Genomic DNA, 25,690 nt, shown 5'->3' with positions numbered 1-25,690 from the left:
TTTTACAGACACTTTACATTGTTATTCATCCAATAACAAATTTAAAGTAACGGTTATATTGTCACGTGTCGCTTTCGAAAAAGGGCAGATCTTGTGTGCCTTGTTAATTAGGTCTTCCCCCGTCTTTACATCCACTCCCGGAATATAGCAGTCCAACGTTGCTTCAAGAAAAGCTCCATCCTCATCTTCGCAAAAACCAATGGTCGCAGTCACACTAAAATCGTCACTTAGTTCTATCTTTTTCTTTTTGGCGATCACCTGAACGGCACCACCAAAGCAAGCAGCATAAGCACACCCAAAGAATTGTTCCGGATTGGCACCATCACCCCCGTCACCACCCATGGATTTAGGCACCGAAAGATTCATGTCGATAGGTCCATCTTCGGTTTGCACGTGACCCGCTCTCCCTCCTACCGCAGTAGAAGTAGCTTCATATAAAGTTTTCATAGTAGTTGTTTTTAGTTTAAGAAGAGTCAATATACTATCGAAAAACCGGCTAAAAAAGTCGATATTCATAAAATTGTCATAAATTTCGGAAGTGACCAAAAAGCAAAAACATACCGGAGCCCTTTCAGAAAAAGAAGGGGTAACACCGCTTCCGGCGGTTAGTCCGTCTGTGGCAAAAAAGATCCAGGAAAAACGAAAAAGTGCTCCCTCTGTCACACAGCTTTCCGAAGCTATCCTACAGGGAGACAAAACCGCACTATCGCGTGGGATTACTTTAATTGAAAGTACGGCTGAAAAACATCAAGAAGATGCCAAAGCCCTTATCAAGGCATGTCTTCCGCATGCTAATTCCTCTATTCGCATTGGGATCACAGGAGTTCCGGGCGTGGGAAAAAGTACTTTTATTGAAACATTTGGCACGTTGCTCGTAGAAAAGGACTTTAAGGTAGCGGTCCTGGCAGTAGATCCCAGTAGCTCCGTAAGTGGCGGAAGTATTCTGGGGGATAAGACCCGTATGGAAGCTCTTGTACGACATCCCAATGCGTTTATTCGTCCGTCTGCCAGCGGTGATTCATTGGGAGGTGTGGCCAGAAAGACCCGTGAGGCGATCCTTTTGTGTGAAGCAGCGGGATTCGACACCATTATTATAGAAACCGTCGGGGTAGGACAAAGCGAAACTGTAGTACATTCCATGACCGATTTCTTTTTATTGCTGAAATTGGCCGGAGCAGGAGATGAACTCCAGGGGATAAAGCGCGGTATCGTGGAAATGGCAGATGCCATTGTTATCAACAAAGCCGATGGAGAGAATATTAAGGCAGCAAAGCTGGCAAAACTGGAGTTTAACAGAGCCTTACATCTGTATCCTCCCAAGGAAAGCAACTGGACCCCTAAAACACTTACCTGCAGTGCTTTAACGAATGAAGGGATCGATGCCGTTTGGGAGATGATCTCCCTCTATTTTGAAACAGTAAAAAACAATGGTTACTTTTCCGAGAAAAGGAATCAGCAAAATAAATTCTGGTTGCTCCAAACAATTGAGAATACCTTAAAAAATGAATTTTTCCGCTCTCCGAAAGTAAAAAAAGCGATGGAAGCTCAACTTGCACTCTTATCTAACAACAAAACCACTCCCTTTGAAGCGGCACTCGTGATTTTATCGATGCGATAGTACCTGCCTTTATTAGAAAAGTTCAAATAGTGTTCTCCTCAAAACCAGCGTACAATAATGATTTATCAAAATATTAAAAAGAGTATGTAAAGCCTAGGAGGAAGCCGCCTTCTGAACAGGAAAAGGTGCGCTTATAATAATCCTTTCCCTAGGAAGTTGAGAATAATAAAAAGATTGACAAATTGACACTCGATGCACAGGTGAATATAGAAACGTATAGTATCCAAGTACAAGCTTCAACAAGTCTATATTTTTACATATCAATAACTAGCAAATTGTCTTTTAGTATTTTAAAAGGAATTTCGAAACCATTCCACCTGTGCTTCCAGTCCTGATCTTAAAGAAGTCTTAGGATTATACTGAAGTATTTTTCTCGCTTTATCAATGTTTGCACACGTGCGAGATTGATCCCCGGGACGCGGTGGTTTATGCGCTATCTTTATTTTTTTCTGAAGGATAGCCTCTACGGTAGCAAGTCCGGTAGCGGTAGTGTTTTCTTCTTCGGTGCCAAGGTTGAAGATCTCGCCGTTACACACCGCCTCTTTGCCCAATACGCTCACGATACCATCTACAATGTCCTGTACATACGTAAAACTTCGAAGGTGTTCCAAGCTCCCTTCATACAAAGGAAAAGATTTATCATTCAAGCCGCAATCAATCAATCGCGTGTACAGTTTATCCGGGCGTTCCCTTGGTCCATATACCGAATATAGCCGAAGGGAACAGCCCTTAAGAAGGGTTCTCCGGGTATAGGCAAGTACAAGTTGTTCTGCCGCCAGTTTTGTAACGCCGTACCAAGAGGCCGGCATGGGTGCTTCATCTTCCGATAATGTGGCTTCCAGTCCATAAATGGACGAGGTTGCAATATTAACAAAGAAAGGAACTTCAGAAAGCGGCATCATGGCGTCGATCATTCGTTGGGTTCCGAAGAAATTATTACTGAAGTAATCTTCAAAACTACTATCACTTGAAATTCCGGGCTGGGCCGCAAAATGAAAGATATGAGAGATGGATTCATTGATAAAAGAACTTAGGTCATCGGTACGCAGATCTACCTTTTTTACCTCAATTCCTTTTTGGGCCAATGATTGAGCATTCTTACGTTTTAAAGAAACATCGTAGTAATTGGAAAAATTGTCAAGGGCCACCACTTCATATCCCATAGCTGCTAATCGTTCGGCTGTATGAGAACCTATAAAGCCCGCTGCCCCGGTAACTAAAACCTTCATAGAAATTATTTACGACTGCAAAATAGCATCTTTTTTACAGTTCTTATTTAATTTCTGCCCATTGTTCAAAAAAGAAATACTTTTGCAAAAACCTTTACGCACATTTCATGTACGAATTTACCATCATCGTTCCTGTCTATAATGAAGAGGATAATCTGGATCGGGTTGAAAAAGAACTACTGGCCTATACGCAAATCGCCATAAAAAAAACGGCTATCTTGTTCGTGAACGACGGGTCCAAAGACAAGAGTCAAGAACTAATTGAGGCGATCTGCGACCGAAATGAGGCATTCCATTACATAAATTTTAAAGACAACCGAGGTCTTAGTGCCGCGATCAAAGCAGGATTCGATCATGTAGAGAGTCCGTTGGTGGGGTACATCGATTCCGATCTGCAAACAGCCCCCGAAGATTTCAATCTACTGTTAGCACATATCGATACATATGATCTCGTGACCGGGGTTCGCGCCAACAGAAAGGATTCTTTTGTAAAGAACATGTCGTCCAAGATCGCAAATGGTATTCGCCGGGCATTTACTAATGACGGGATGGATGATACAGGCTGCCCGCTAAAAGTGATCAAAACGGATTTCGCCAAACGAATTCCTATGTTTAAAGGACTGCATCGTTTTCTTCCTGCCATGATCCTCTTGCAAAACGGCAAGGTGCTTCAGGTGCCGGTACAACATTTTCCCCGCATTGCAGGAACTGCCAAGTTTGGGGTCTGGAACCGTCTTATTGGCCCGCTCATGGATTGCTTTGCCTACCTTTGGATGAAGAAAAAGTATATCAATTACGAGATCAAAAGTAAAGGATGAGCAACTGGCTTATTTATGGCATAGGTTTCTTGGCACAGCTCCTCTTCTCGGGGCGGCTTATCGTGCAGTGGATCCTTTCAGAAAAAAGCAAACGCGTTGTCACTCCTTCTCTCTTCTGGAAATTAAGCTTGTTGGCTTCCTTCCTGCTGTTTGTGTACGGACATCTTCGGGATGACTTTGCCATCATGTTAGGACAAGCCCTCACCTACTACATCTATATACGTAATTTACAGTTGCAAGGAGAGTGGCGCAAATCTCCTAAAGCCATGCAATGGTTCCTGTTGGTCTTTCCAATGATCGTGGTGGTCTATGCGTACAATAATGGTGAATACGACCTTAATAAATTATTTAAGAACGAAGACATCCCGTTTTGGTTGCTCCTCTTGGGAATTGTATCTCAGGTCCTGTTCACACTGCGATTCGTGTACCAGTGGATGTATAGTGAACGCACCAAAACATCCCAACTCCCGGTTGGTTTCTGGCGAATGAGCGTGTTAGGTGCTTCCCTGATTCTTACCTATGCGATCTTCCGAAAGGACCCTGTACTCTTCGTAGGGCATGTAGCCGGTTTGATCATTTATATCCGCAATATTTTTATCTGGAAAAAACAATTACATGCGAATTCCTGAGAACAGATACGTCTTATTATTGGTCCTTACTTGTGTAGGGATCTTCTTTGTCAATCTCGACGCTCTGTACGTAAATATCATGGAAGCCCGTAATTTTACAACAGCACGAGAGATGCTGCAGGATGGCAACTGGTTGCTCACCACTTTGAATAGCGAACCCAGATACCAAAAACCTCCACTGCCAACATGGCTTACAGCATTGTCGGCGGCGATCTTCGGACTTAAAAGTTTGACCGCCTTACGACTTCCGGCTGCTTTGATAACGCTACTCTTAGTGCTATTTTCCTATCGCCTAGCACTAAAACTAACCCAACAAAAAACCTATGCCTTCGTGGGGTCGCTCATTTTAGCGACCTCTTTCTATGTTGTATTTGCCGGACGTAACGGTCAGTGGGACATCTTCACCCATGCATTTATGATGGTGTGTATCTACAACTTATACCGCTTTTTTACTGAAGAGAGAAGACTGTTTCAAACGGCTGTTCTGGCGGGTATTTTCTTCGGATTTAGTTTTATGAGCAAGGGGCCCGTTTCGGCCTATGCGCTGCTGTTGCCATTTTTGATCTCCTTCGGAATTGTATACAGGTACAAACATTTTAAAAAGAGGACACTTCCGCTTTTGCTATTCCTGCTAATAAGTCTGGTGCTTTCCGGGTGGTGGCACTGGTATACGTATACCTACGATCCCGAAGCCGTTGCCGAGATCACCCGAAGGGAAACAGAGAATTGGACCGGATACAACGTGCGTCCGTTCTACTACTATTGGAGTTTCTTTACTCAAAGTGGTGTGTGGACCATCCCTGCCTTTATAGGGCTGCTGTATCCATACCTAAAAGACCGGGTGTTTGATAAAAAAGCATACTTGTTCACTTTTCTGTGGACCCTGGTTTCAGTCGTGCTCTTATCTGTCATCCCCGAGAAAAAATCGCGCTATCTGCTACCGGTGCTCATTCCGTTAGCATTGAATACCGCATTTTATATAGAATATCTCTTCCGAAGGTTTTCAGAAATAAAGGATAAACGCGAAACATGGCCTGTCTACTTTAATTTCGGATTGATCGCAAGCATCGGTCTGATATTTCCAATTGCGGGATATTTTCTTCTGAAGGACGCCTTAGCCGGTAAATGGATATGGTTTGTGTTGCTTTCAGTTAGCTTGGCGGGGATTGGCGTGTTGCTATTCCGACATCTTTTCCGAAGAAAAATACGTCCCGTGTTTTATCTCACCATCTCCTTTATCGTGGCTGTCATCTGTTTTGGAATGCCATTGGCAAAGGCACTTACCGTAAATCCCGAATACAAGGGACTCTCCCAACTGCGAGCTTGGCAGTTGGAAGAGGAGGTGGTGGTTTATGAATATTCTTTTGTGACCCCTGAACTGGTGTGGGATTACGGAGCAAAACTACCTGTGATAAAACAGGAAGGCAAAATAGAAATACCCGACACAAAGCGTTTTGGTGTCTTGGTCACCGAAGAAGAACAAACTGCTTTTGAAGAGACTTTTTCTCACTATTCACTTCGGAAAGTGACCCGTTACGATATGAACGCAAAGGGTAAAGATGATTCCTCGCACAAGACCCGGTTGTGGCGGGACCTCTATTTGGTCACAAAGCTGAAGTAGTTCGCCTGCGATACCACCATTGAAGTTGGAAGAATAACCAACCTATCAGTCCGCCAAAAGCCATTCCCGTGATCACATCCAACGGATAATGTACACCTAAGTAAATTCGGCTATAACCTAACAATACTGCCCAAAAAAGCAGAAGAAATGGCATGTATCGATACCAATTACGCAACAGTAACCCTGCAAACACAGCCGTTGCCATAGAGCTGGCAGCATGGGCAGAGAAATAACCATAACGGCCACACCTCTCTGCCGCAAACCGAATGGTCGCTTGCAACTCCTCCACTTGACACGGCCGTGGGCGCTGAATGCCATATTTAAAAAGGTTTGCCAGTTGATCGGTCGCGGTGACCATAAGCGCTGCAGCAATTGCTATAACAACCGTTCCTTTTAAGCCGTGATGTTTGTAGATGAGGTATAGAAGAATAGTATAAAGCGGAATGGATGTCCACTTTAAAGTGACAAGTTGCCAAAAACCGTCCCATGGCTCACTTCCTAAGGAATTGAGAAATGTAAAAAATTCGGTGTCCCAGCGCAGGAGTTCTTCCATGTAGTTTAATTTTCTTCGTATCTGGCGATCTCACGATCGTAGAATTCGGTGGCTTCTTTGATGTAGTTTTCGGTCTCGGCCTCCAGTTCCTTTTGATCATGCTGATCGAATTCCTCCAACCATTCTACCTCATCATTCTCAAGATTGATTATGAACCGGGGAAATTCAGTATGAATCACAAATATCGCCGTAGGATAGTCTGTATTGTCGCCAAGCAAGTATTTAGGAAAGTCCATAGTTATAGTTTAAGAGGGTATCTGAGCTTGATCTTTTTCTGAAAGGATCAATTGTTTTGAAAGATAATTAAATCTGATGAATAATAACAACGCTGAAACCGTTAGTCCGGCCAACAAACCGATCCAAATACCCGAACTCCCATAATCACTGTACATACTCAAGTAAAATGAAATTGGAAAACCTACCAGCCAGTAGGCAATGAAAGTAATTACCGTTGGAATCTTAACATCCTGCATACCGCGGAGTGCTCCCAATGCAACTACTTGAACGGCATCGCTAATTTGAAAGACAGCGGCAATTAACATAAGCTTGGAGGCGATAGAAACCACTTCAAAATTATCTATGAAATTTGCCGGATCGTCATAGTCCAAATATAGTTTTGGCAATGCCGTATTGAACAGCATGAACAGCACTGCAAACACCACAGCCATAATCGTTGTCAATAGAAAGATGGAAAAAGCAATGCGTCTCAGCTCCCTAAATCTATTCATCCCTTTTTGGTTCCCGATACGTATCATGGCGGCCACACTAAAGCCCATGGCAACCATAAAGGTCATGGAGGACAAGTTCAAAGCAATTTGATTGGCTGCCTGTGGATTCTTGCCTAAAATTCCGGAAAGCCAAATGGCAGCCGTGAATATGGCCACTTCAAAGAACATTTGCATTGCTGAAGGAAACCCTAAATTAATCACTTTCTTGAGCATGCTCTTAGTAAGTGTGAAGAACTTGATATGGGTAACATAATCCCTCGCCTTGTAGTGTTTGGAGAGTAAGTACCACAAATAAGCCACCATAATAAGCCTGGATGCCAATGTGCCGATGGCAGCACCTACAACCCCTAACTCGGGGAATCCAAATTTTCCAAAGATGAATATGTAGTTCAGTAAGACGTTCACCACATTTGCTACAATGGTAGCGTACATGGGATAGCGGGTGAGGGACAGGCCATCGCTAAACTGTTTGAACCCTTGAAAAACGATGAGCGGAAGTAAAGATACTGCTACCAGATTGAGATATGGCATAGCCAGTTCCACTACTTCCGGAGGTTGGTTCATAGCATACATTAGTGGTTTCGCCACAAACACCATCAATACAAGTGCAATACCTAATGCCGTACATAAAAAAAGACCATGTTTAAAGGAAGATTTACCTTCAGCAAAATCTCCTTTACCATCGGCCTCGGCCACCAAAGGCGTAATGGCCGTTGAGAATCCTATCCCCAGGGACATAGCAATAAACATAAAACTGTTTCCTAAAGAAACCGCTGCTAATTCTGCAGTTCCCAATTGCCCTACCATGATGTTATCAACCAATGCTACCAAGGTGTGCCCCAACATTCCCAAAATTACGGGAGTGGCCAAGGAAAGGTTGTATTTAAACTCTTTGGTGTATCTTGAAAGCAATACAGGTATCATTTAGAAAGTGCTAAGGTAGAAAACACGTCTTTTTTAATCGCACAAAAGTGCCTTATATTTATCATCTAATAATCGATCCCATGCAATCGAAAGCAGCTACACCCGATCAATATATTGAGGAACTTCCCGAAGAGCGCAAAGAGGTCATTTCAAAGTTAAGGAGCACCATACTAAAGAACCTGCCAACAGGTTTTGAGGAAACCATGGCTTACGGGATGATAGGATACGTAGTTCCGCACTCCAAATATCCCGATGGATACCATTGCGATCCTACACAACCACTACCTTTTATGAGCCTTGCTTCTCAAAAGAACCACATAGGTTTTTATCATATGGGGATCTATAGTGACCCTGTTTTATTGGATTGGTTCACTTCGGAATATCCTAAGCATGTATCCGGAAAGTTAGACATGGGGAAGAGTTGTATCCGTTTTAAGAATACTAAAAAGATCCCTTATGATTTATTAGGAGAACTAGCCGGTAAAATGACCGCTGATGAATGGATCGAGCGGTATGAAAAGGCGATAAAAAATTAATTCTTTACTGTAGTCATTTCGGTCTTGGTGCCGTATTTATCCATTAGATACACCAGACTCGCCATGGCCGCGCCACCCAATTCCAGTTCTCGTTTATTGACCGCATCGAAGGTATCGTTTGCGGCATGATGATGATCGAAGTAACGTTGCGAATCCGGGCGAAGTCCTGCCAATACGATTCCGTCGTCCTTTAACGGACCGATATCGGCCCCACTGCCTCCTTTTTCAAAATAGTGAATGAGATAGGGCTTAAATAGCGGTTCCCAGCTTTTTATCTGTTCAAAGTTGGCAGCATCGGTATCAAAGGAGAATCCTCGTGGGGTAAATCCCCCGGCATCACTTTCTAGGGCGAATACATGTTGCTCTCCCTTAAGTTTTGCGTCTTCCGCGTACTTATTACCGCCCCGCAATCCGTTTTCTTCATTCATGAACAAAACCACCCGGATAGTGTGCTTGGGTTTATAATTGATCTTTTTGAATAAGCGCAATACTTCCATGGACTGCACACATCCTGCACCATCATCATGGGAACCGTCCCCCAGATCCCAGGAATCCAAATGCCCCCCTACCACAATATATTTATTAGGGTATACGCTACCTTTGATCTCTCCAATAACATTGAATGATTGAACATCGGGGAAGGTCTTACAGTTCTGTTTGAAATAAAATTTAAGGTCCGGTTTCAGCTTTAAAGCACTGCTAAGGTATTCGGCTCCGTTCGTGCTGATCGCACAGGCGGGGATACGCTGTTCTGCAGGAAGATCGCCGTAGGTCATAGTACCCGTGTGAGGCAGGTCGTCAAGGCGTAAATTCATAGAGCGAACCACAACGCCCACAGCGCCGTATTTTGCAGCCTCCATTGCTCCGGAATACCGTTGGTCCACGCATCCTCCATACGCTTCAAAGGTATGAATGAGGTCTGCTTTCATGGGTCGGTTGTAGAAAACGATCTTCCCTTCGATACGTTCTCTTCCATAGCGTGCCAGATCTTCAATGCCTTGCACCTCGATCACTTCAGCTTTAAGGCCTCCATCGGGTGTGGCGACAGAACCTCCTAATGCACAAATATCGGCTATAGATGTAATTCCCGGTGCTGTTTCAATGTATGAATATTCCGGTAGCCCTCGTGTCCATTTGGGAACCATTACCGGCTGCAACCATACACGGTCCAGACCCAGTTCTTTCAGTTCGTTTTCTGTATATTTTACAGCACGTTCGGCTTCGAGTGAACCCGATAAGCGACCCCCGATCTCATTGGATAAATGATCCAGCCACTCGTAACTTTTTCCATCCAACAAGGCCATGTCGAAAATAGAACGGATCTTAAGTGAATCTTGTTCAAAATTAGTTTGGGCAATACTTTCAGTAATAAAAAATAGGCTACATACGGCAAGTAGAAGCGTTCTCATAAAGGGCATATTATTCGGTTCGTAATTGTTCTTTGTATTCGGAGAGTTTTGCTTTCACCTCATCGTCCAGCTCGGGCTCTTTGATATCGTCATATTGCTTAAGTGCATTCAACAGAATGGTAGCTACCAACAAACGTGCCGTGGGTTTATCGTCTGCGGGAATATTGTACCAGGGTGCGTGTTCCTTTGAGGTGCGATTTAAAACGTCTTGGTAACATTTCATGTATTTGGGCCAAAGCTTTCGCTCTTCCAGATCGCCCGGGGAGAATTTCCAGTTCTTATTGGGTTTGTTCAAACGGCGGAGCAACCTGTTCTTTTGTTCTTCTTTTGAAAGATTCAAAAAGAATTTAAAAATAAGGGTGCCATTTTGAGCGATGATCTTTTCGAAGGCATTGATTTGTTCAAAACGTTTGTCCCAGAAAGCGGTATCGATATCTTCTTGAGATTCTATACCCGGAAGGTATTCCCCTAAAATATAACCAGGATGTACCCTGGTGACCAGAACATTCTCATAATGTGTTCTATTAAAGACCCCAAATTTACCGCGAGCGGGCAAAGCTATGTAATGTCGCCATAGAAAATCGTGTTTCTTTTCCAGTTCGGTAGGGACCTTAAAACTGTGTACCACAACGCCGCGCGCATTGAAATCCTTAAAAACTTCACGTATCAAACTGTCCTTTCCGGCAGTATCCATACCCTGTAAGCATACTAAGACGGCATATTTCCCATGGGCGTACATGGTATCTTGCAGATCGCCTAGTTTTTTTCGGGTGGTCTTCAGTTCATCTTCTATGGTTTTTTTAGAAGCTTCCAGGTCCAGATGTGTGGGAAGGTCTTCAATAGTTATGGATGTTGTGATCTTGTGTGCTGAAACATTTATATTCTTCATAATTTTTACTTAGAGGCGAACAATTTCACATCCTGTTCGCTTACTTCCGACCCCCCTAAGATAATCAATCGTTCGACAACATTCCGCAATTCGCGAATATTCCCTGTCCAGTCGTACTCTTGAAGTAGTTTCAAAGCTTTTTCTGAAAATTTCTTATTGGATGTTCCGTGTTCCTCGGCGATCTTCTTTGCAAAATAATCCACCAGCAGCGGGATGTCCTCCCTTCGCTCGTTCAGGGCCGGAACTTTAATAAGGATCACGGCCAATCGATGATATAAGTCCTCACGAAAATTCCCTTCCTCAATTTCTTTTTTCAAATCTTTATTGGTCGCTGCGATCACACGCACATCCACTTTAATATCCTTATCGCTCCCTACACGCTGCACCTTATTTTCTTGCAGTGCCCGCAACACCTTGGCTTGCGCCGAAAGACTCATGTCCCCTACTTCATCGAGAAAGATCGTTCCTCCGTTGGCTGCTTCAAATTTTCCTGCCCGGTCTTTGTTCGCGGAGGTAAACGCTCCTTTCACATGACCAAACAGCTCACTTTCAATAAGCTCACTGGGGATGGCGGCGCAGTTCACTTCGATCATGGTTCCGTTGGAACGATCACTCTTTTGATGCAGCCAATGGGCCACCAGTTCTTTACCGGTTCCGTTGGGTCCTGTGATCAAGACTCGGGCTTCGGTAGGGGCCACCTTCTCGATCATATCTTTTATGTGTGAAATGGCCTTGGACTCTCCCACCATTTCGTAGTTCTTGCTCACTTTTTTCTTGAGACGTGTATTCTCAACGACAAGTTCCTTTCGGTCCAGGGCGATTCGAACTGTATTAAGTAATCGATTGAGATCGGGCGGTTTTGATATATAATCGAAAGCCCCTAAGCGCATCGTATTCACCGCTGTATCCAGATCTCCATGGCCTGAGATCATTACAATGGGTATTTCGGGTTTTATTTTTTTTACGGCTTCAAGTACTTCCACCCCATCCATTTTCGGCATTTTAATATCACACAGTATGAGGTCGAAGTCGTCCTTTTTTATAAGTTCGATCCCTAAGAGTCCGTCTTCAGCTTCGGTGACCTCGTAGGTATCACTTTCTTCTGAAAGAATTTTAACAAGAACCCTTCTAATGGCGGCTTCGTCTTCTATAATTAAGATTTTTGGCATGTTAGTATTTGAATTTTATCCCACCCCGAACATAGAAGGTGTTTTCATCGTTAATAATATAAGCGGTCTCCCTGTTGTTATCCCGTAATCGGAATTCGTTATACACCGAATGTGCTCCATAGGCATAGAAAAGCAGGTGTTCTGTAAAGAAATGTTCGTAGCCCAAACCGGCGATCACGTTGGTCATGGAAATGTTCTCACCTACCACAGGATTTCCGGGAATGGTGATGTTATTTTGAACATTTCCGAAGAAGTTATCCAAGGTTACAAAAGCCTGCAACGCATCTTTATGGGTAGTATTTAGGTAGTGCCGCACATTGGTCTTTGGCACCCCCAAGGTGTAGGTCCAATTGGGGTGGAATTCCTTATAATAATTAATGAGTGGTAAGGGAAAATTCCTTCCGGGCGTTGTGGAATAGGTAAGCCCTAAGATCCAGCGATACGGTTTCTCGATAGAATCCTTTTTCATATCCTTAATGGCATATACGGCACCATGGTAGATAAAATCGTCACTCACAAGATCGCCTTCCAGATTTGACTGTATCTGTACTCCTGCTTTGAACCCCAATCGCCAATCGTTCTTCAGTTTGTAGGTATATCCAATGTAACCATCCATTTGCTGTACTGAACTTACCATGGAAGGGTCGAATGGTACTGGCTCTTCGATACTGATATCCACATAGCGGTATTCGAGGCCAATGACTAAAAATTTTCCGCTACCCACCTGTAAGGGTATGGGTGCTTGGACTAAGGCGCGGTACCTGCTTATAGAGTTGTTTGAATTACCAAAGGGAATGTAAAGATATTCGATACGGGCCAGATCGGTAGTCTGACTAAAAACAAGGGAAGTGAAGGTGAAAAAAAAGGCGCATACTACTAAGAGCTTTTTCATAAAATCGTGTGTCAATCTTTCCCCATATTGGAGGTTAGATCTGTGTTAAGTGAGTTTGTAAATATGTGAACATCTCTTTGCGGGAACGGAATGGTAATATTATTCTCTCTGAAAAGTCCATCGATTCTAAATCGAATCTCACTTTTAATCCGTGGGTCCACAAAGCTGTCGTTTATAAAAAACAACACACTAAAGATAAGAGCAGAATCCCCAAAATCTTCAAACATTACGAAAGGTTTAGGATTTTTTAACACACCTTTTTGAGTTGCGACACTCTCAAGTAATAATTTTTCAACCAAGCGCGTATCACTTCCGTAGGCTACGCCCACTCGCACAAATTCTCGGGTGGTCCGATGGTTTTGAGTATAATTGAAGATAGTATCGGAAATGAATTTATGATTGGGTATGATAACGATCTTATCATCTCGAGTGAGTGCTCTTGTGGTACGCAATTTTATGTCGATGACACGCCCTACCTTGCCATCAACCTCAATGACATCTCCCACCAGCAGTGATTTATCTACAATAATAAAAATCCCCCCAATGATATCCTGAAAAAGATCCTGTAATGCAAGCCCTACACCAACCAACAAAGCAGCCGACGCAGCCAGAAAAGGCGTGATATTTATACCTGCCACGCTAAGTACAGCAAACACCACTACGATGTAAGTCACATACTTGATGAACTTAAATACGCTTATGAATTTAAGTTTATCTGTTTCCTCCATCTTTCGAGTAAACAGAATACGAATCCACTTCAGCAAGAAACTGGCAATCACAAACGAAAAAACCACAAGAATTAACAACCCAACGGTTATATCGATCTGTTTTTCTCCTTCACCAAAATGAACGCCGAGTTCCAAAAAATCCTGAATGGCTCCCCAGATATCCTCTTTGACTACTTCAGAAATTTTTTCTGTTACTTTTTCTTCCTGCATGTATTTTAATACTTAAGCCACTTGATCAATTCTTTGTAGCTTGGTTTTTTGCCGTACATCAAAATACCGACGCGGTAGATCTTAGCAGCGAACCAAACTGTTCCAATAAATGTAGCAAATAAAATAACAACCGATACTATTTGTTGCCATACAGGCACACCAAAAGGTATTCGCATTAACATGACCACAGGCGAGGTGAATGGTATATATGAGAATACTTGAGAGACAGTTCCATGCGGGTTTTCGATCACCGTAAAGAATCCAACGTAAACGGCCAGGATCAACGGCATTAATATTGGAAGCATAAATTGCTGTGTATCGGTCTCACTATCTACAGCAGCCCCAATGGCAGCATACAATGAAGCATACAACAAATAACCCCCAATGAAGAATAAGATGAACATGATAACTAAATTGGCGATAGGCAGATTGGCAATCTCAAGGATCACATCTTGCGCTATACTTTCCACCCCACCACCGCTTTCGATCATTTCCTGTTGAGGACTTGGCACTGCAGACGGGTCAATGCCCAGTATGGATGTTACCACCGCACTAAGCACCCCTATAAGGATCACCCACGCCAAGAACTGAGTAATACCTGCCAGGGTTGTTCCAAAGATCTTTCCCAGAAGCAGCTTTATAGGCTTTACAGAAGAGATAATCACTTCAATGATGCGACTGGTCTTTTCTTCGATCACACTACGCATAATCATATTCCCGTATATAATAATAAACATGAAAAGCAAATACCCCGCTGCTCCTCCAAATGCCAGTTTTAGTCCCGATCCCAATTTGGAAGTTTCTTCTCCCTGAAAGGTTTCCAAGTTGGCGTCAATTCGGATACGCAGCTCTTTTATAGTTTGCGCATCGATACCAGCTTCACGCAGCTTCAGCGTATTTGTCTTTTCCTCAATGGCATCTTCAATATCGTCCATCACGATAAGCGAAGGAGAGTCTTCAGAATAAAAAGTGATCGATTTGGACAGATCATCGATTGTGGCCGTTTTTGGGATATACAGAAGACCATAATCGCTGTTCTCTTCGGAAGTGCTTTTCGCTTCTTCCAACGACACATTGGACAACAACTTGAATTGAAGACTGGGTGTATTCGTGAATTGATCTGTGAACAAACCGCTTTCATCAAGCACCGAAATAAGCTTCACTTTGTCGTTGTTGAGTTGCGAAAGATAAGCCACCAACGTAAAGATCCCTACCATAATAAGGGGACTTAGAAAGGTCATTATAATAAAGGATTTGTTGCGTACTTTATTGAGGTATTCCCGTTTAATGATGAGTGACAAATGGTTCATAGAGGTACTTAGTTTTTTTGTACGGTTTCAATAAAAATATCGTTAGCAGAAGGAATCACCTCCACAAAATGAGTAAGCTGCCCCTGTGTTGTGAGGAAGCTCGCTAGATCGTTTGGCGAAGCGTGTTCCGGAATTTTTATCTTATACTGAAGTTCGTTATTAATGCTTTTAAAAGTAGCCGGTGACACTTCAAACTTCTCGTGCAATTCGGCGGTGACGGCATCCGGATTTTGTGTGTGTAATCCCACTTCAAAAGTATTGGACTTATAGGCTCGTTTTATGTCGATAAGCTTTCCGTCCAAAATTTTATTTGATTTATGGATGAGCGCAATATGATCACACATCTCCTCTACAGATTCCATTCGGTGTGTTGAAAAAATAACGGTCGCACCTTGCTCTCTTAGGGTAAGGATCTCATCTTTAATAAGATTTGCATTAATGGGGTCGAAACCACTAAAAGGTTCATCAAAAATAAGCAACTTAGGCTGATGAAGGACTGTGACGACAAATTGTATCTTCTGCGCCATTCCCTTAGAAAGCTCTTGGATCTTTTTGTTCCACCAATCGCCTATATCAAGACGGTCGAACCAGTATTTCAAGCGGGTTTTGGCCTCCTGGTGTGACAATCCTTTAAGCTGCGCAAGATACAGTGCCTGCTCTCCCACTTTCATAGACTTGTACAAGCCCCGTTCTTCCGGCAAATAGCCTATGTGCTGAATGTGGTGCGGTTGTAACGGCTGTCCGTCCAAAAAGACTTGACCTGTATCCGGCATGGTAATTTGGTTAATGATGCGAATAAAAGTGGTCTTTCCTGCTCCATTAGGCCCTAGAAGCCCAAAAATACTTCCTTTAGGAACTTCGATAGAGACATCGTTTAAAGCTTTATAATTACCAAATGTTTTAGACACATTTCGTGCTACTAAGAGTTTTTCCATACACTGATTTGCTAGGCTATAAAGATATTGATTTGTTATTGAAGCCGTGGGCTCAGGAACTGTAAATTCCTATAGTTTGTAAACAAAATCATTGGTTCGTTACAGTTTTCGACCGACTATTATTAAAAACAAAACCCACCCTCTTAGAAAAAGAAGGGTGGGAAAAAAATTGCTATGAAAAAGAAAAATTATCGCTATAAGGAATAGCGATACTCAAATATATGTAAAAAAAATGAAATATTAACTTTTAGTTAAGAAAACATGTCTTTCACCTTTTCAAAGAATGATTTGTCTTCCTTCTCCGGCTTGGGTTGAAAATGTTCGTCTTTTTCCATCTTTTCGAAGAATTCCCGTTGCTCTTTGGTAAGCGATTTTGGTGTCCATACATTAATATGCACCAAAAGGTCTCCCGCCCCGTAACCGTTCACGCTCGGTATTCCTTTGCTTCGCAAGCGCAGGATCTTTCCGCCTTGTGTGCCCGATTCAATCTTGATACGCACTTTGCCTGTTACGGTATCGATCTCTTTGGAAGCCCCTAAGGCTGCTTCAGAAAAACTTATATACAAATCGTAATGCAGGTTATCTCCTTCTCGCTGAAGGGTTGGATGGGGTTTTTCTTCAATAGCTACTAAAAGGTCTCCGGCTATACCATTCCCGGGTGCATCATTTCCTTTCCCCGAAACTTTTAATTGCATACCGTCCACAACTCCTGCGGGTATTTTGATCGAAACAGTCTCTTCACTCACCAGCATTCCCTGTGCGTCGGCATTGGCAGGTTTCTTTTCAATTACCTGTCCGCTTCCGCCACAAGCACTACACGTGGCAGAGGTTTGCATACGCCCCAAGATTGTATTTTGAATGCGTGTAACCTGTCCTTGACCGTTACAGGTGCCGCAGGTAGTGTAGGTAGTCCCTTGGGCTACTTTCTTACGCTTTACTTTTATTTTCTTTTCCACACCATTGGCAATCTCTTCTAGGGTTAGTTGGACACGAATGCGTAGGTTGCTTCCTTTAACGGTGCGACGTCCGCCGCCAAAACCGCTAAAGCCGCCAAAACCGCCGCCACCAAAAGCGCCACCAAAGATATCTCCAAACTGACTAAAGATATCTTCCATGTTCATACCGCCTCCGCCAAAACCGCCACCTTCAAAAGCTTGATGACCAAACTGGTCGTAACGTGAGCGTTTGTTAGGATCACTAAGTACTTCGTAGGCCTCGGCAGCTTTCTTGAACATATCCTCGGCTTTCTCATCACCCGGATTTTTATCCGGATGAAATTCAATCGCTTTTTTCCGATATGCTTTTTTAATTTCGGCCGTTGTGGCTCCTTTGGAAATCCCTAAAATTTCGTAATAATCCTGTTTCATCTTATTGTCCTATAACCACTTTTGGATAGCGAATGATCTTTTCACCCAATGTATATCCCTTTTCGATCACATCTATAATCTTTCCCTTTAACGCTTCGGAGGGTGCCGGAATTTGCGTCACGGCTTCGTGAACTTCTGCATCGAATACATCTCCTTGTTTTGTCTCAATGGGTGTTAACCCTTTAGAACGGAGTGTCTCTTTAAATTTATTGCTTATTAGTTCAACTCCTCTGTAGAGATTGTCATCCTCAGATTTCTCTATCTCTTTCAAAGCTCGGTCAAAATCGTCCATGATAGGCAAAAGTGCGACCATCACATCCTGACTTGCAGTTTTGAAAAGTTCAATACGTTCACGACCGGTACGTTTCTTATAATTTTCAAATTCGGCAAAAAGTCGCAGGTATCTATCCTTCTCTGCCTCCAGATCCTTTTGGAATTGTTCCATAGAATCCAATGGTTCCACGTCTTTTTCGGTTTTATTCAAATCGTCTACGGACGCGTTGCGATCTTGTGTTTGCACTTCTTCTTCAGCCACAGCTTGTTTGTTCTTATCTTTCTTACTCATAGATGAGGTTCTTTTCAATTTCTTTCAGAAGGAATCAAAAGTACTGCCATTTGTGGTAAAATGTCAAAATGTCATCGTCTTATTTTAATAATTCCTTAAGACGGTTTGCCATTAGGATTGAATACTTTTGTGTATTAACCTATTAACAAGCTAAGAGAATGAATAAACTAGTTTTAAATTTCGCCGTTATAGCATTTACATTTATGGGCCTTGTGGCATGTAAAGGAAATGGTAACGAAACAACGACTTCAGAAGAGCAGGATGTAGCCGAAGCTACAACTGAAGCAACCGAATATACTGTGAACACCGAAAAATCGGTCATTAAATGGGTAGGTGCCAAACCTACAGGTTCGCACAACGGTACCGTAAAATTGTCATCGGGTACACTTTCGGCAAACAATCGTGAAATCCAAGCGGGTAATTTTACAATCGATATGAACTCGATCACCGATCTAGACCTTGAAGGTGAGAAAAAAGCAAATTTGGAGGCGCATTTAAAAGGAACTGCTGAAGGCAAAGAAGGAGATTTCTTTAATGTAACAAAATACCCTACTGCTACTTTTGAGCTTACTGATGTAAGTGGTGAAGGCGGAGATGTTACTGTAAGGGGAAACCTTACTATTAAGGATGTGACACACAATATAGAATTTCCTGCGGTGGTTTCGTTTCCAGGGGATGAGGTTTTCTTGAAAAGCAAACCATTTTCCATCGACAGAACCAAATGGAATGTAAATTACGGCTCCAAGTCGGTATTCGACAATCTGGGAGATCAATTTATCAATGATGAAGTAGAATTGGTAATTGAACTTCACGGGAGTAAGTAAATACTTTATATATCTTTCTATAAATATTCGGGCGGCCAAAGGCCGCCCGAACATCTTTATAAGAGGTCGTCAATTGCATTCTCAAGATTATAATACTGAAATATGTACCGATGTTCCTCGATCTTTCGGGAACTCACCAATTGGCCTTTTAGAACGATCACCGCCATTTCTCCCAACATGGTGCGAATGATGAATCCGGGGACATTAGGTAACCAAAGAGGCTTTTGGAGTTTGGAAGCGATCTGTTTCGTCAATTTTTTGTTAGTGACCGGATTGGGAGCTACTGCGTTAAAGACCCCTTCCAGTTCATTGGTGAGAATATGATAGTAGATCCCAACGATATCGTCAATATGTATCCACGATTGCCACTGATTCCCTGATCCCAAAGGCGCCCCCAACCAATACTTTACAGGTGCCGCAATTTTAGGAAGGGCACCATCTTCGGCAGAAAGAACTACGCCTGTTCGTACTTTGGTCACTTCCATGCCTAAACTCTTAAACTGATCGGCTGCGGCTTCCCATGCAACAACAACTTCGGCTAAAAAAGTATCATCGACCTCCTTGCTTTCTTCGGTATACAACTTTGTTTTTGAATTTGGGTAAATACTTACTCCACTGGCAGAAATGAAGTGTTTGATGTCATGAGAGATTTGCTGTAAGGTTTCAAATATTAGATTGGCAGTTTGGGTACGACTTTCCATGATAACCTTCTTGTAGCTTTTTGTCCATCGTTTGGATACTGTCGCCCCAACCAAATTTATAATGGCCGATACGCCTTGAAAGGCTTTTGTATCGATTTCGTTGTTTTCCGGATCCCAATAAAATCCTATATACCGTTCCTTATTTTCCAGTTTGTCTTTACTGGTGGTCAAATAATGCACGGTCATCCCTTGTTCTATACATTTCTCCGACAACCTGCTACCTATGAGTCCGGTAGCACCCGTGATCAATATTTTCATAGCATTTTTTATTTAAATTACGAAGAAGTAAAGGAACCTACAATGGGTTTAACGCAACATTATGAGTAAAAGCAAAGGGCTTCTAAATTCCATTACTACAAATGATTTTAAGCTGAAATGTTCCTCACTTCCCAGCTCGCAACATCTGAGATGAACTCGAATGTTCCTCACTTCCCAGCTCGCAACATCTGAGATGAACTCGAATGTTCCTCACTTCCCAGCTCGCAACATCTGAGATGAACTCGAATGTTCCTCACTTCCCAGCTCGCAACATTTCACGTTTACCCGGAGGGCCGGCAAGTCGCTCAACGGAGAATCCAACAGCCTGCATTGCTCTTCGAACGCTCCCTTTGGCTGCGTAGGTCACTAAAACCCCTTCGGGTTTTAGCGCCTTGTACATTTTTGAGAAGATGGATTCGGTCCAAAGTTCAGGTTGTACGCGTGCTCCAAATGCATCGAAATAAATTAGATGGTACTGTTGGTTTTCGTCTATGTCTGAAAACTTTTTTTGCTGCTTACATAAGGTAAAACCGTCTTCAATCTGGCTGCATTCTTCCCAAGCAGCCTTATGTAAAGCTTGAAAAAATTTTGTAGGAATGGAAAGGAGTGCCGGGTAATTTAGCTTGTCTGCTTCGGAAGTTGCCACAGGATACGCTTCTACGCCGGTATAAACGATGTCATGAGAAAGTGTTCTGGCCTCTACTGCGGTTAGTAAAGCATTTAAGCCGGTACCGAAACCAATCTCTAAAAGTTCGATCGTCTTTTGTTGTGGGTGTGATGCCGCATAATATTGCAGTCCTGCACGTATAAACACGTGCCGTGCTTCGGCAATGGCTCCGTGTTTGGAGTGGTATTGTTCATTCCATTCCGGCAGATGGATCGTTACCGAACCATCTGCCGTTGTAAGGAACTCACGCTTCAAAACTATTGATTTTCTACTTCGGATGTAGCTTCAGCAGGGATCAAGACTCCCGAAGATATAAATGATAACGTACGCCTAGGCTCTGTAATGGCCGCGATTTCTTCTTTGGACTTTCCGGCATCTTCGGCATAATGACGTTGTTCTTCAACGCTCATCTCTTCCACAAACGCTACACCATCAACAATCACTTGCTGTCCGGCTATATCTTTCGGCATAAAGAAACCATAGTCCTTAAATTTAACCATAGCCTCTTCTTCGCCCATGTTCATGCGCATCCAGCAACCTTTGTTCTGGCATACCTCTTTTACTTCGGAAGTGAACTTGACAGCAACTGTATCACCGGGCTTCAAGCTCTTATATTTTTCTACAATTTCATCCTTGGACATTACGTTGGCATCGGTTATCTCTTCCCCGAAGGAATGATACGCCATTTCCACTGTTTCGGTTTCGGCCACAGGAGTCTCTTTTTTCTTATCTTCGTTGCAACTTACAGCAGCAATGAGAAGTATTGCCAGAATCACTAAATTTTTCATGGTACTTGTTTCAGAATTGTATGAACTATTAATATACTGCAATTTTATTACTTTTTTTGATTTTTTATGGTCTAAATTTTCTATAATTTTGTGGCTTAAACATCCTACCCATGAATCATACCACCGAGGACAACATAACGGTTAAAAAAAATGCAAGTTCAAGAATACATGAAGTTGATTTTAACAATCTTGTTTTTGGAAAGACCTTCACGGATCACATGTTTGAATGTGATTACAAAGATGGTGCTTGGACCCAGCCTGTTATTAGACCTTACGGACCGTTAACGATCTCACCGGCTGCGAAGGTCTTTCATTACGGACAAGCTGTTTTTGAAGGAATGAAGGCCTATAAGGATGATGAAGGCGGTGTGTTTTTATTTCGTCCCGAAGAGAACTTTAAGCGTATCAATACGTCTTCCAAGCGTATGGCTATCCCCGAGTTTCCAAGACATCTGTTTTTTGAAGCCTTGCACAAATTAATGGAACTGGATCGTGACTGGATAAAGCCGGGGGCGGGTAACTCTCTGTATATCCGTCCGTTTGTGATGGCTACAGAGGCAGGCGTTTCGGCATCGCCCTCGACCGAGTACAAGTTCATGATCCTGTTGTGCCCTGTGAATGCTTACTATACGGGGGATGTTAAGGTCGTGATCGCTGAAAAATTCAGTCGGTCTGCCAATGGTGGAGTAGGTTTTGCAAAGGCTGCCGGAAACTACGGCGCACAGTTCTACCCTACCAATCTGGCGCGTGAAAAAGGATTTCAGCAAGTGATCTGGACCGATGCCAATACTCACGAATACTTAGAAGAAGCCGGAACGATGAATGTTTTCTTCCGCATCAATGATACCCTTATCACGGCACCTACAGGCGATAGAATTTTGGACGGCGTCACACGAAAAAGTGTGATCGCTTTGGCTAAAAAGGATGGTATTACCGTTGAAGAACGTCCATTAAGTGTTACTGAACTGGTGAAAGCAGCGAAAGAAGGTTCGCTGAAAGAAATCTTTGGATCAGGGACTGCAGCGGTGATAAGTCCGGTGAGTGCCTTTGGATACAAGGACGATGTATATGATATTGCGAAGGTAGAAGACTCGTACGCTGTGCGTTTCAAAAAAACACTCAATGACATTCAGTACAACCGCAGTGAGGACCCCTTTGGCTGGCGCTATAAGGTCTAAGGAAATCTTACCTAAGAATCGAGGATCGCTCGAATATCGGGCTTGAAATAACCCGGGCCCTTCAGCACTTTTCCATCTTCTCTGTAAATGGGTTTTCCATCGGCGCCAAGTTTGCTCATATTACTGCGTTGGATCTCATTGAACACTTCTTCTATTTTGTGTTGCATCCCGTGTTCGATGATTGTTCCGCATAAAATATAAAGCATGTCACCCAATGCATCTGCCACTTCCACAAGATCGTTACCGTTGGCTGCTTCCAGATACTCTTCATTTTCCTCGCGCATAAGTTCGTAGCGTAAAAGATTCTTTTTGATACCGAGATCGGCTGTAGGTTGTTGTTTAATTCCCAAGCCGAATGCTTCGTGAAATTCTTGGACAGCGGCAATTTTATTTTTCATAGTTAGGAAGAGTTAGGTGCGGTTTCTTACGTATTTGTATTGTATTTTTGCAATCGTAAAACTACAAATTTATGTTTACTACTAATCAGTTAATTTTTGCAGTCTGTTTTTTTATAGCCTTTGTGATCTTGATGATACTAAGTTATAAGAAGGATCGTAAGCTACATAAAAAACAGTATAAAGGTAGTTTTTGGATCTTGATAGGATTTCTAGTTTTTGTATTAGCATTAATAGCTATAAAGTCCTATTTGAAAGGTTAGATATCTCTTTCAATATAATTAATTGCTAATGAGCTATTGCTCATCATTTTCAAAACCTTCGCTGAAGCTCAAATAACTTCAACCATTTTATAAGTATCGCCAGCAATCCCTAACAATTGCTTGGTTCTTCCCGAATCAAAATACTACTATAGGAGTATTTCTAGGAAATAAATTTGTTCCTATAATTGATCTATAAAAATCAACCCAACTCTTATGAAAAAATTACAATTCTTTTTTACAATTTTATTACTTACATCTCTTTTTATCTCTTGTGAAAAAGAAGAGGACGATATAACAGGTTGCACCGATTCGTTAAGCTACAGTTACAATCCTGAAGCGATTTCAGACAATGGTAGTTGTAATTATTATTACGGAGGGAGAGAAAAAGGACAAATTGATATTGGTTCAGAAATCGATATGAATGATGAATTCAACATATATATAGACAACGTATATGTTGACCGTTTAAGTTATTATTTTCCTAGCGGATTAGAATGTGGAAACCCGAACGCGGTTGGTGGAATATATGCCTCCGGCAGCCATATTATCAAAGCCGTTGGAAACGGGGGTGGCACCGTTCGAGAAGGTACTATCATTCTTGAAGCCCAGCAATGTAAGGTTGTCCTCATCGAAAATTTAACTCTTACCAGTGGCGGAGGTGGCGGCGGCGGCAACGCAACCGGGGATGCTATATTTTGGGTAAACAGTGACTTTGGTTGTGGGCCAATCACAGTGAACCTTGCCGGAGTAGGTAGTTCCATAATTAATGGTTACTTCGGATCGGCACCGGCTTGTTCTGTTTCTAGTTCAGGAGGAAATTTTGACAATTTAAATCCGGGCGTATACAGTTTTACTGCCTCTTGTTCAAATCAAAACTGGTCCGGTACTATAACCATAACCGAAAACGGATGTTTTAGACAAGAATTAACCAGTTCCGGTGGCGGAGGTGGTGGTGGAAGTAATACCGGAGACGTAATTTTCTGGACCAACTCCGATTTGGGGTGTGGTCCTATTTCAGTAACTGTTTCCGGTGTGGGCAGCTCAACCATTACCGGCTATTTTGGCAGCACACCAAATTGTTCCAATACGAGTGCCGGCGGTAATTTTAACAACTTGAAGGTTGGAAGCTATTCCTTTATGGCTAGCTGCAATGGCTATAATTGGAGTGGAAATTTTACGGTGTCCGAAGACACCTGTCTAAGATATCAACTTTATTAATATTAAACTCAAATAAAAATTTATACAATCATGAAAAAAAATATAATATTTAGGCTTTTTTGTTGTCTATTAATCGTTGCTTGTTCAAAGGATGGTGGAAATGATGATCCTTCAGAAACCTTGCAATATGTATTCTCAGGCACTATGAGTACACCCGATATAAGCAATCCGATTGAAGGAATTATTACTGTAGAAGCCAGTGGCACGTTCAAGCTGGAATCTGTTTCAGGAAATATAACAGGAAATACACAAAAAGAAGGGACAGAATATACAATTTCTGTGACTTCAAGTAACGGACTTTTTGAAGGCACCACCAATTTTTCAGGATCTTTAAGTTCTTCTTCCGAAAATTTTTCACTCAGCGGAACTTATAAAGACGGAAAACCACTAACCGCAGGAGGATCAATTATCCCAGTGGTGGAAACTACTCCAGACGGCGGATTTTCAGCTCTGGACAAATCGACCGTACTATTTTCACATAATGAAAGTTGTATAGCTTCAATAACTATCAACGCTACCACATTAAGTCCTTTAAACGGGCACTATTATGAAGGTGCTTTATGTGCACCATTCTATTCACAGTATTTGTCTATCCCGGCCAACGTAGAGAATGAAACATCTACATTATTTTGTAATACCATCCGAATCTTAGACCTTAACGGCGAATATATTACTATTGAAGATTGTTCAACAGCTAAATTCATCTTAAACAAGAATACCAGCTATACTTATACAGTTACCTGGCAAAATGGAGAAGTGACAAACGGAGAGTTTACCTCTTTAGATGGAGGGCAAAATTTAGCTATTTGTCTGGAAACTAATGGCCCCGATTGTAGTGGACAAGGAGGAAACACAGGAGAAGGCACATACACTTTTGAACCGTTAGGCACTTATACCGGTCAGACCTCATGCGACAATGAAGGCACATTGACTATTAGTAATATTGGCATAACATTGAGTGTGTACTGGACAAATGTTTCCGGAGATATCAATTTTACTCCTGAATATTTTCAAACCAACAACTGCAATGATTGTCCTCTTATTATTATATACGATGGTAATAATGATAAAACTTACGTTTCGGAAAGCGGATCAGGGACATGGAGTGGTACTGATTTTTCTTTTGACGCTTCGATGCGTCTTACAGAAGGCACAGAACTGGTAGGTCCCAGCTACAATCTCAACGGCAGCCTTAATTGCGAATAAATATTTGAACGCCAATAAAAAAAGGCAGATCGTAACGATCTGCCTTTTTTTATTAAAACTAT

27 protein-coding genes are annotated in these 25,690 nt (G+C 42.4%); 9 read left to right on the top strand and 18 right to left on the bottom strand.

Features of this window, described 5'->3' with window-relative positions; translation table 11 throughout:
* Positions 1–21: 21 nt before the first annotated feature.
* Positions 22–447, bottom strand: a complete 426-nt coding sequence (locus JS40_RS13870) for an organic hydroperoxide resistance protein (RefSeq protein ID WP_034262571.1) — start codon at positions 445–447, stop codon at positions 22–24.
* Positions 448–538: 91 nt separating this feature from the next.
* On the opposite strand from JS40_RS13870, the gene meaB reads away from it, so the two are divergent.
* Positions 539–1,618: a methylmalonyl Co-A mutase-associated GTPase MeaB gene (meaB, locus tag JS40_RS13865; protein WP_034261510.1), complete on the top strand. Its 1,080-nt coding sequence runs from the start codon at positions 539–541 to the stop codon at positions 1,616–1,618.
* A gap of 290 nt (positions 1,619–1,908) precedes the next feature.
* Here the strand turns inward: meaB and JS40_RS13860 are convergent, their stop codons facing one another.
* Positions 1,909–2,847: an SDR family NAD(P)-dependent oxidoreductase gene (locus tag JS40_RS13860; RefSeq protein ID WP_034261508.1), complete on the bottom strand. Its 939-nt coding sequence runs from the start codon at positions 2,845–2,847 to the stop codon at positions 1,909–1,911.
* Positions 2,848–2,954: 107 nt separating this feature from the next.
* On the opposite strand from JS40_RS13860, the gene JS40_RS13855 reads away from it, so the two are divergent.
* From JS40_RS13855 to JS40_RS13845, 3 genes are read left to right on the top strand one after another with little or no spacing between them, the layout of a single operon-like run.
* Positions 2,955–3,665, top strand: coding sequence for a glycosyltransferase family 2 protein (locus JS40_RS13855; RefSeq protein ID WP_034261506.1), 711 nt, complete (start codon positions 2,955–2,957; stop codon positions 3,663–3,665).
* On the top strand, positions 3,662–4,294 hold the full coding sequence (locus JS40_RS13850) for a lipid-A-disaccharide synthase N-terminal domain-containing protein (RefSeq protein ID WP_034261504.1): 633 nt from the start codon (positions 3,662–3,664) through the stop codon (positions 4,292–4,294). The genes JS40_RS13855 and JS40_RS13850 overlap by 4 nt, the downstream gene beginning before the upstream one ends.
* Entirely contained in the window at positions 4,281–5,915 is a 1,635-nt protein-coding gene (locus JS40_RS13845; protein ID WP_034261502.1) for an ArnT family glycosyltransferase, read from the top strand. Before JS40_RS13850 ends, JS40_RS13845 begins: the two co-directional genes overlap by 14 nt.
* Here the strand turns inward: JS40_RS13845 and JS40_RS13840 are convergent.
* The 3 genes from JS40_RS13840 to JS40_RS13830 are packed head-to-tail and all read right to left on the bottom strand — an operon-like array spanning position 5,899 to position 8,120.
* Positions 5,899–6,468, bottom strand: coding sequence for a phosphatase PAP2 family protein (locus tag JS40_RS13840; RefSeq protein WP_034261500.1), 570 nt, complete (start codon positions 6,466–6,468; stop codon positions 5,899–5,901). The two genes, JS40_RS13845 and JS40_RS13840, sit on opposite strands and share 17 nt — an antisense overlap.
* Before the next feature lie 5 nt (positions 6,469–6,473).
* Positions 6,474–6,704, bottom strand: a complete 231-nt coding sequence (locus JS40_RS13835) for a hypothetical protein (protein WP_034261498.1) — start codon at positions 6,702–6,704, stop codon at positions 6,474–6,476.
* Positions 6,705–6,713: 9 nt separating this feature from the next.
* A complete protein-coding gene (locus JS40_RS13830; RefSeq protein WP_034261496.1) occupies positions 6,714–8,120 on the bottom strand; it encodes an MATE family efflux transporter in 1,407 nt (468 codons plus the stop codon).
* Positions 8,121–8,200: 80 nt separating this feature from the next.
* Here JS40_RS13830 and JS40_RS13825 point away from each other — a divergent pair, with 80 nt between their 5' ends.
* A complete protein-coding gene (locus JS40_RS13825) occupies positions 8,201–8,656 on the top strand; it encodes a DUF1801 domain-containing protein (RefSeq protein WP_034261494.1) in 456 nt (151 codons plus the stop codon).
* Here JS40_RS13825 and JS40_RS13820 read toward each other — a convergent pair.
* The 9 genes from JS40_RS13820 to JS40_RS13780 all read right to left on the bottom strand — a co-directional run bounded on the left by JS40_RS13820 (position 8,653) and on the right by JS40_RS13780 (position 18,130).
* A complete protein-coding gene (locus JS40_RS13820) occupies positions 8,653–10,065 on the bottom strand; it encodes a M20/M25/M40 family metallo-hydrolase (RefSeq protein ID WP_034262569.1) in 1,413 nt (470 codons plus the stop codon). The genes JS40_RS13825 and JS40_RS13820 overlap by 4 nt on opposite strands.
* A gap of 10 nt (positions 10,066–10,075) precedes the next feature.
* A complete protein-coding gene (locus tag JS40_RS13815; RefSeq protein WP_034261492.1) occupies positions 10,076–10,954 on the bottom strand; it encodes a PPK2 family polyphosphate kinase in 879 nt (292 codons plus the stop codon).
* Positions 10,955–10,959: 5 nt separating this feature from the next.
* Positions 10,960–12,123: a sigma-54-dependent transcriptional regulator gene (locus JS40_RS13810; RefSeq protein ID WP_034261490.1), complete on the bottom strand. Its 1,164-nt coding sequence runs from the start codon at positions 12,121–12,123 to the stop codon at positions 10,960–10,962.
* A gap of 1 nt (position 12,124) precedes the next feature.
* Positions 12,125–13,015: a DUF6268 family outer membrane beta-barrel protein gene (locus JS40_RS13805; protein ID WP_034262567.1), complete on the bottom strand. Its 891-nt coding sequence runs from the start codon at positions 13,013–13,015 to the stop codon at positions 12,125–12,127.
* An 11-nt stretch (positions 13,016–13,026) separates the two neighbouring features.
* Positions 13,027–13,953, bottom strand: a complete 927-nt coding sequence (locus JS40_RS13800) for a mechanosensitive ion channel family protein (RefSeq protein WP_034261488.1) — start codon at positions 13,951–13,953, stop codon at positions 13,027–13,029.
* A gap of 5 nt (positions 13,954–13,958) precedes the next feature.
* The gene (locus tag JS40_RS13795; protein ID WP_034261486.1) at positions 13,959–15,263 is read right to left on the bottom strand and encodes an ABC transporter permease; all 1,305 of its coding nucleotides are present in this window, start codon (positions 15,261–15,263) and stop codon (positions 13,959–13,961) included.
* An 8-nt stretch (positions 15,264–15,271) separates the two neighbouring features.
* A complete protein-coding gene (locus JS40_RS13790) occupies positions 15,272–16,198 on the bottom strand; it encodes an ABC transporter ATP-binding protein (protein WP_034261484.1) in 927 nt (308 codons plus the stop codon).
* Positions 16,199–16,449: 251 nt separating this feature from the next.
* A complete protein-coding gene (dnaJ, locus tag JS40_RS13785) occupies positions 16,450–17,565 on the bottom strand; it encodes a molecular chaperone DnaJ (RefSeq protein ID WP_034261482.1) in 1,116 nt (371 codons plus the stop codon).
* Position 17,566: 1 nt separating this feature from the next.
* Positions 17,567–18,130 (bottom strand): nucleotide exchange factor GrpE, encoded by a 564-nt coding sequence (locus JS40_RS13780; RefSeq protein ID WP_034261480.1) that lies wholly within the window; start codon positions 18,128–18,130, stop codon positions 17,567–17,569.
* Between the two features lie 158 nt (positions 18,131–18,288).
* Here JS40_RS13780 and JS40_RS13775 point away from each other — a divergent pair, with 158 nt between their 5' ends.
* Positions 18,289–18,954: a YceI family protein gene (locus JS40_RS13775; protein ID WP_034261479.1), complete on the top strand. Its 666-nt coding sequence runs from the start codon at positions 18,289–18,291 to the stop codon at positions 18,952–18,954.
* A 56-nt stretch (positions 18,955–19,010) separates the two neighbouring features.
* Here JS40_RS13775 and JS40_RS13770 read toward each other — a convergent pair whose 3' ends face one another.
* From JS40_RS13770 to JS40_RS13760, 3 genes are all read right to left on the bottom strand, one after another.
* Positions 19,011–19,913: a TIGR01777 family oxidoreductase gene (locus JS40_RS13770; protein ID WP_034261477.1), complete on the bottom strand. Its 903-nt coding sequence runs from the start codon at positions 19,911–19,913 to the stop codon at positions 19,011–19,013.
* A gap of 253 nt (positions 19,914–20,166) precedes the next feature.
* Positions 20,167–20,835, bottom strand: coding sequence for a tRNA (5-methylaminomethyl-2-thiouridine)(34)-methyltransferase MnmC2 (gene mnmD / locus JS40_RS13765; protein ID WP_034261475.1), 669 nt, complete (start codon positions 20,833–20,835; stop codon positions 20,167–20,169).
* Between the two features lie 2 nt (positions 20,836–20,837).
* Positions 20,838–21,368: a DUF4920 domain-containing protein gene (locus tag JS40_RS13760; RefSeq protein WP_034262564.1), complete on the bottom strand. Its 531-nt coding sequence runs from the start codon at positions 21,366–21,368 to the stop codon at positions 20,838–20,840.
* Positions 21,369–21,478: 110 nt separating this feature from the next.
* Between JS40_RS13760 and JS40_RS13755 the strand changes: the two genes are divergently transcribed.
* Complete coding sequence (locus JS40_RS13755; RefSeq protein ID WP_034261473.1) at positions 21,479–22,546, top strand: branched-chain amino acid aminotransferase; 1,068 nt, start codon at positions 21,479–21,481, stop codon at positions 22,544–22,546.
* 11 nt (positions 22,547–22,557) lie between these two features.
* On the opposite strand, the gene JS40_RS13750 is transcribed toward JS40_RS13755, so the two are convergent.
* Positions 22,558–22,944: a pyrophosphohydrolase domain-containing protein gene (locus JS40_RS13750; protein WP_034261471.1), complete on the bottom strand. Its 387-nt coding sequence runs from the start codon at positions 22,942–22,944 to the stop codon at positions 22,558–22,560.
* Positions 22,945–23,417: 473 nt separating this feature from the next.
* Here JS40_RS13750 and JS40_RS13740 point away from each other — a divergent pair, with 473 nt between their 5' ends.
* On the top strand, positions 23,418–24,422 hold the full coding sequence (locus JS40_RS13740) for a hypothetical protein (protein WP_034261467.1): 1,005 nt from the start codon (positions 23,418–23,420) through the stop codon (positions 24,420–24,422).
* A gap of 30 nt (positions 24,423–24,452) precedes the next feature.
* Positions 24,453–25,628 (top strand): hypothetical protein, encoded by a 1,176-nt coding sequence (locus JS40_RS13735; RefSeq protein ID WP_034261465.1) that lies wholly within the window; start codon positions 24,453–24,455, stop codon positions 25,626–25,628.
* The last annotated feature ends 62 nt before the right edge of the window (positions 25,629–25,690 follow it).

The sequence above is a fragment of the Altibacter lentus genome, assembly GCF_000746845.1.
GTDB classification, from domain to species: Bacteria; Bacteroidota; Bacteroidia; order Flavobacteriales; family Flavobacteriaceae; genus Altibacter; species Altibacter lentus.
This window is presented reverse-complemented; position numbering and strand designations above follow the sequence as displayed.

Excerpts from the sequence above, each read along its gene's own strand:
- JS40_RS13870 (WP_034262571.1), bottom strand. The coding sequence starts at position 447 with ATGAAAACTTTATATGAAGCTACTTCTACTGCGGTAGGAGGGAGAGCG.
- JS40_RS13860 (WP_034261508.1), bottom strand. The coding sequence starts at position 2,847 with ATGAAGGTTTTAGTTACCGGGGCAGCGGGCTTTATAGGTTCTCATACA.
- JS40_RS13855 (WP_034261506.1), top strand. The coding sequence starts at position 2,955 with ATGTACGAATTTACCATCATCGTTCCTGTCTATAATGAAGAGGATAAT.
- JS40_RS13850 (WP_034261504.1), top strand. The coding sequence starts at position 3,662 with ATGAGCAACTGGCTTATTTATGGCATAGGTTTCTTGGCACAGCTCCTC.
- JS40_RS13845 (WP_034261502.1), top strand. The coding sequence starts at position 4,281 with ATGCGAATTCCTGAGAACAGATACGTCTTATTATTGGTCCTTACTTGT.
- JS40_RS13840 (WP_034261500.1), bottom strand. The coding sequence starts at position 6,468 with ATGGAAGAACTCCTGCGCTGGGACACCGAATTTTTTACATTTCTCAAT.
- JS40_RS13835 (WP_034261498.1), bottom strand. The coding sequence starts at position 6,704 with ATGGACTTTCCTAAATACTTGCTTGGCGACAATACAGACTATCCTACG.
- JS40_RS13830 (WP_034261496.1), bottom strand. The coding sequence starts at position 8,120 with ATGATACCTGTATTGCTTTCAAGATACACCAAAGAGTTTAAATACAAC.
- JS40_RS13825 (WP_034261494.1), top strand. The coding sequence starts at position 8,201 with ATGCAATCGAAAGCAGCTACACCCGATCAATATATTGAGGAACTTCCC.
- JS40_RS13820 (WP_034262569.1), bottom strand. The coding sequence starts at position 10,065 with ATGAGAACGCTTCTACTTGCCGTATGTAGCCTATTTTTTATTACTGAA.
- JS40_RS13815 (WP_034261492.1), bottom strand. The coding sequence starts at position 10,954 with ATGAAGAATATAAATGTTTCAGCACACAAGATCACAACATCCATAACT.
- JS40_RS13810 (WP_034261490.1), bottom strand. The coding sequence starts at position 12,123 with ATGCCAAAAATCTTAATTATAGAAGACGAAGCCGCCATTAGAAGGGTT.
- JS40_RS13805 (WP_034262567.1), bottom strand. The coding sequence starts at position 13,015 with ATGAAAAAGCTCTTAGTAGTATGCGCCTTTTTTTTCACCTTCACTTCC.
- JS40_RS13800 (WP_034261488.1), bottom strand. The coding sequence starts at position 13,953 with ATGCAGGAAGAAAAAGTAACAGAAAAAATTTCTGAAGTAGTCAAAGAG.
- JS40_RS13795 (WP_034261486.1), bottom strand. The coding sequence starts at position 15,263 with ATGAACCATTTGTCACTCATCATTAAACGGGAATACCTCAATAAAGTA.
- JS40_RS13790 (WP_034261484.1), bottom strand. The coding sequence starts at position 16,198 with ATGGAAAAACTCTTAGTAGCACGAAATGTGTCTAAAACATTTGGTAAT.
- dnaJ (WP_034261482.1), bottom strand. The coding sequence starts at position 17,565 with ATGAAACAGGATTATTACGAAATTTTAGGGATTTCCAAAGGAGCCACA.
- JS40_RS13780 (WP_034261480.1), bottom strand. The coding sequence starts at position 18,130 with ATGAGTAAGAAAGATAAGAACAAACAAGCTGTGGCTGAAGAAGAAGTG.
- JS40_RS13775 (WP_034261479.1), top strand. The coding sequence starts at position 18,289 with ATGAATAAACTAGTTTTAAATTTCGCCGTTATAGCATTTACATTTATG.
- JS40_RS13770 (WP_034261477.1), bottom strand. The coding sequence starts at position 19,913 with ATGAAAATATTGATCACGGGTGCTACCGGACTCATAGGTAGCAGGTTG.
- JS40_RS13760 (WP_034262564.1), bottom strand. The coding sequence starts at position 21,368 with ATGAAAAATTTAGTGATTCTGGCAATACTTCTCATTGCTGCTGTAAGT.
- JS40_RS13755 (WP_034261473.1), top strand. The coding sequence starts at position 21,479 with ATGAATCATACCACCGAGGACAACATAACGGTTAAAAAAAATGCAAGT.
- JS40_RS13750 (WP_034261471.1), bottom strand. The coding sequence starts at position 22,944 with ATGAAAAATAAAATTGCCGCTGTCCAAGAATTTCACGAAGCATTCGGC.
- JS40_RS13740 (WP_034261467.1), top strand. The coding sequence starts at position 23,418 with ATGAAAAAATTACAATTCTTTTTTACAATTTTATTACTTACATCTCTT.
- JS40_RS13735 (WP_034261465.1), top strand. The coding sequence starts at position 24,453 with ATGAAAAAAAATATAATATTTAGGCTTTTTTGTTGTCTATTAATCGTT.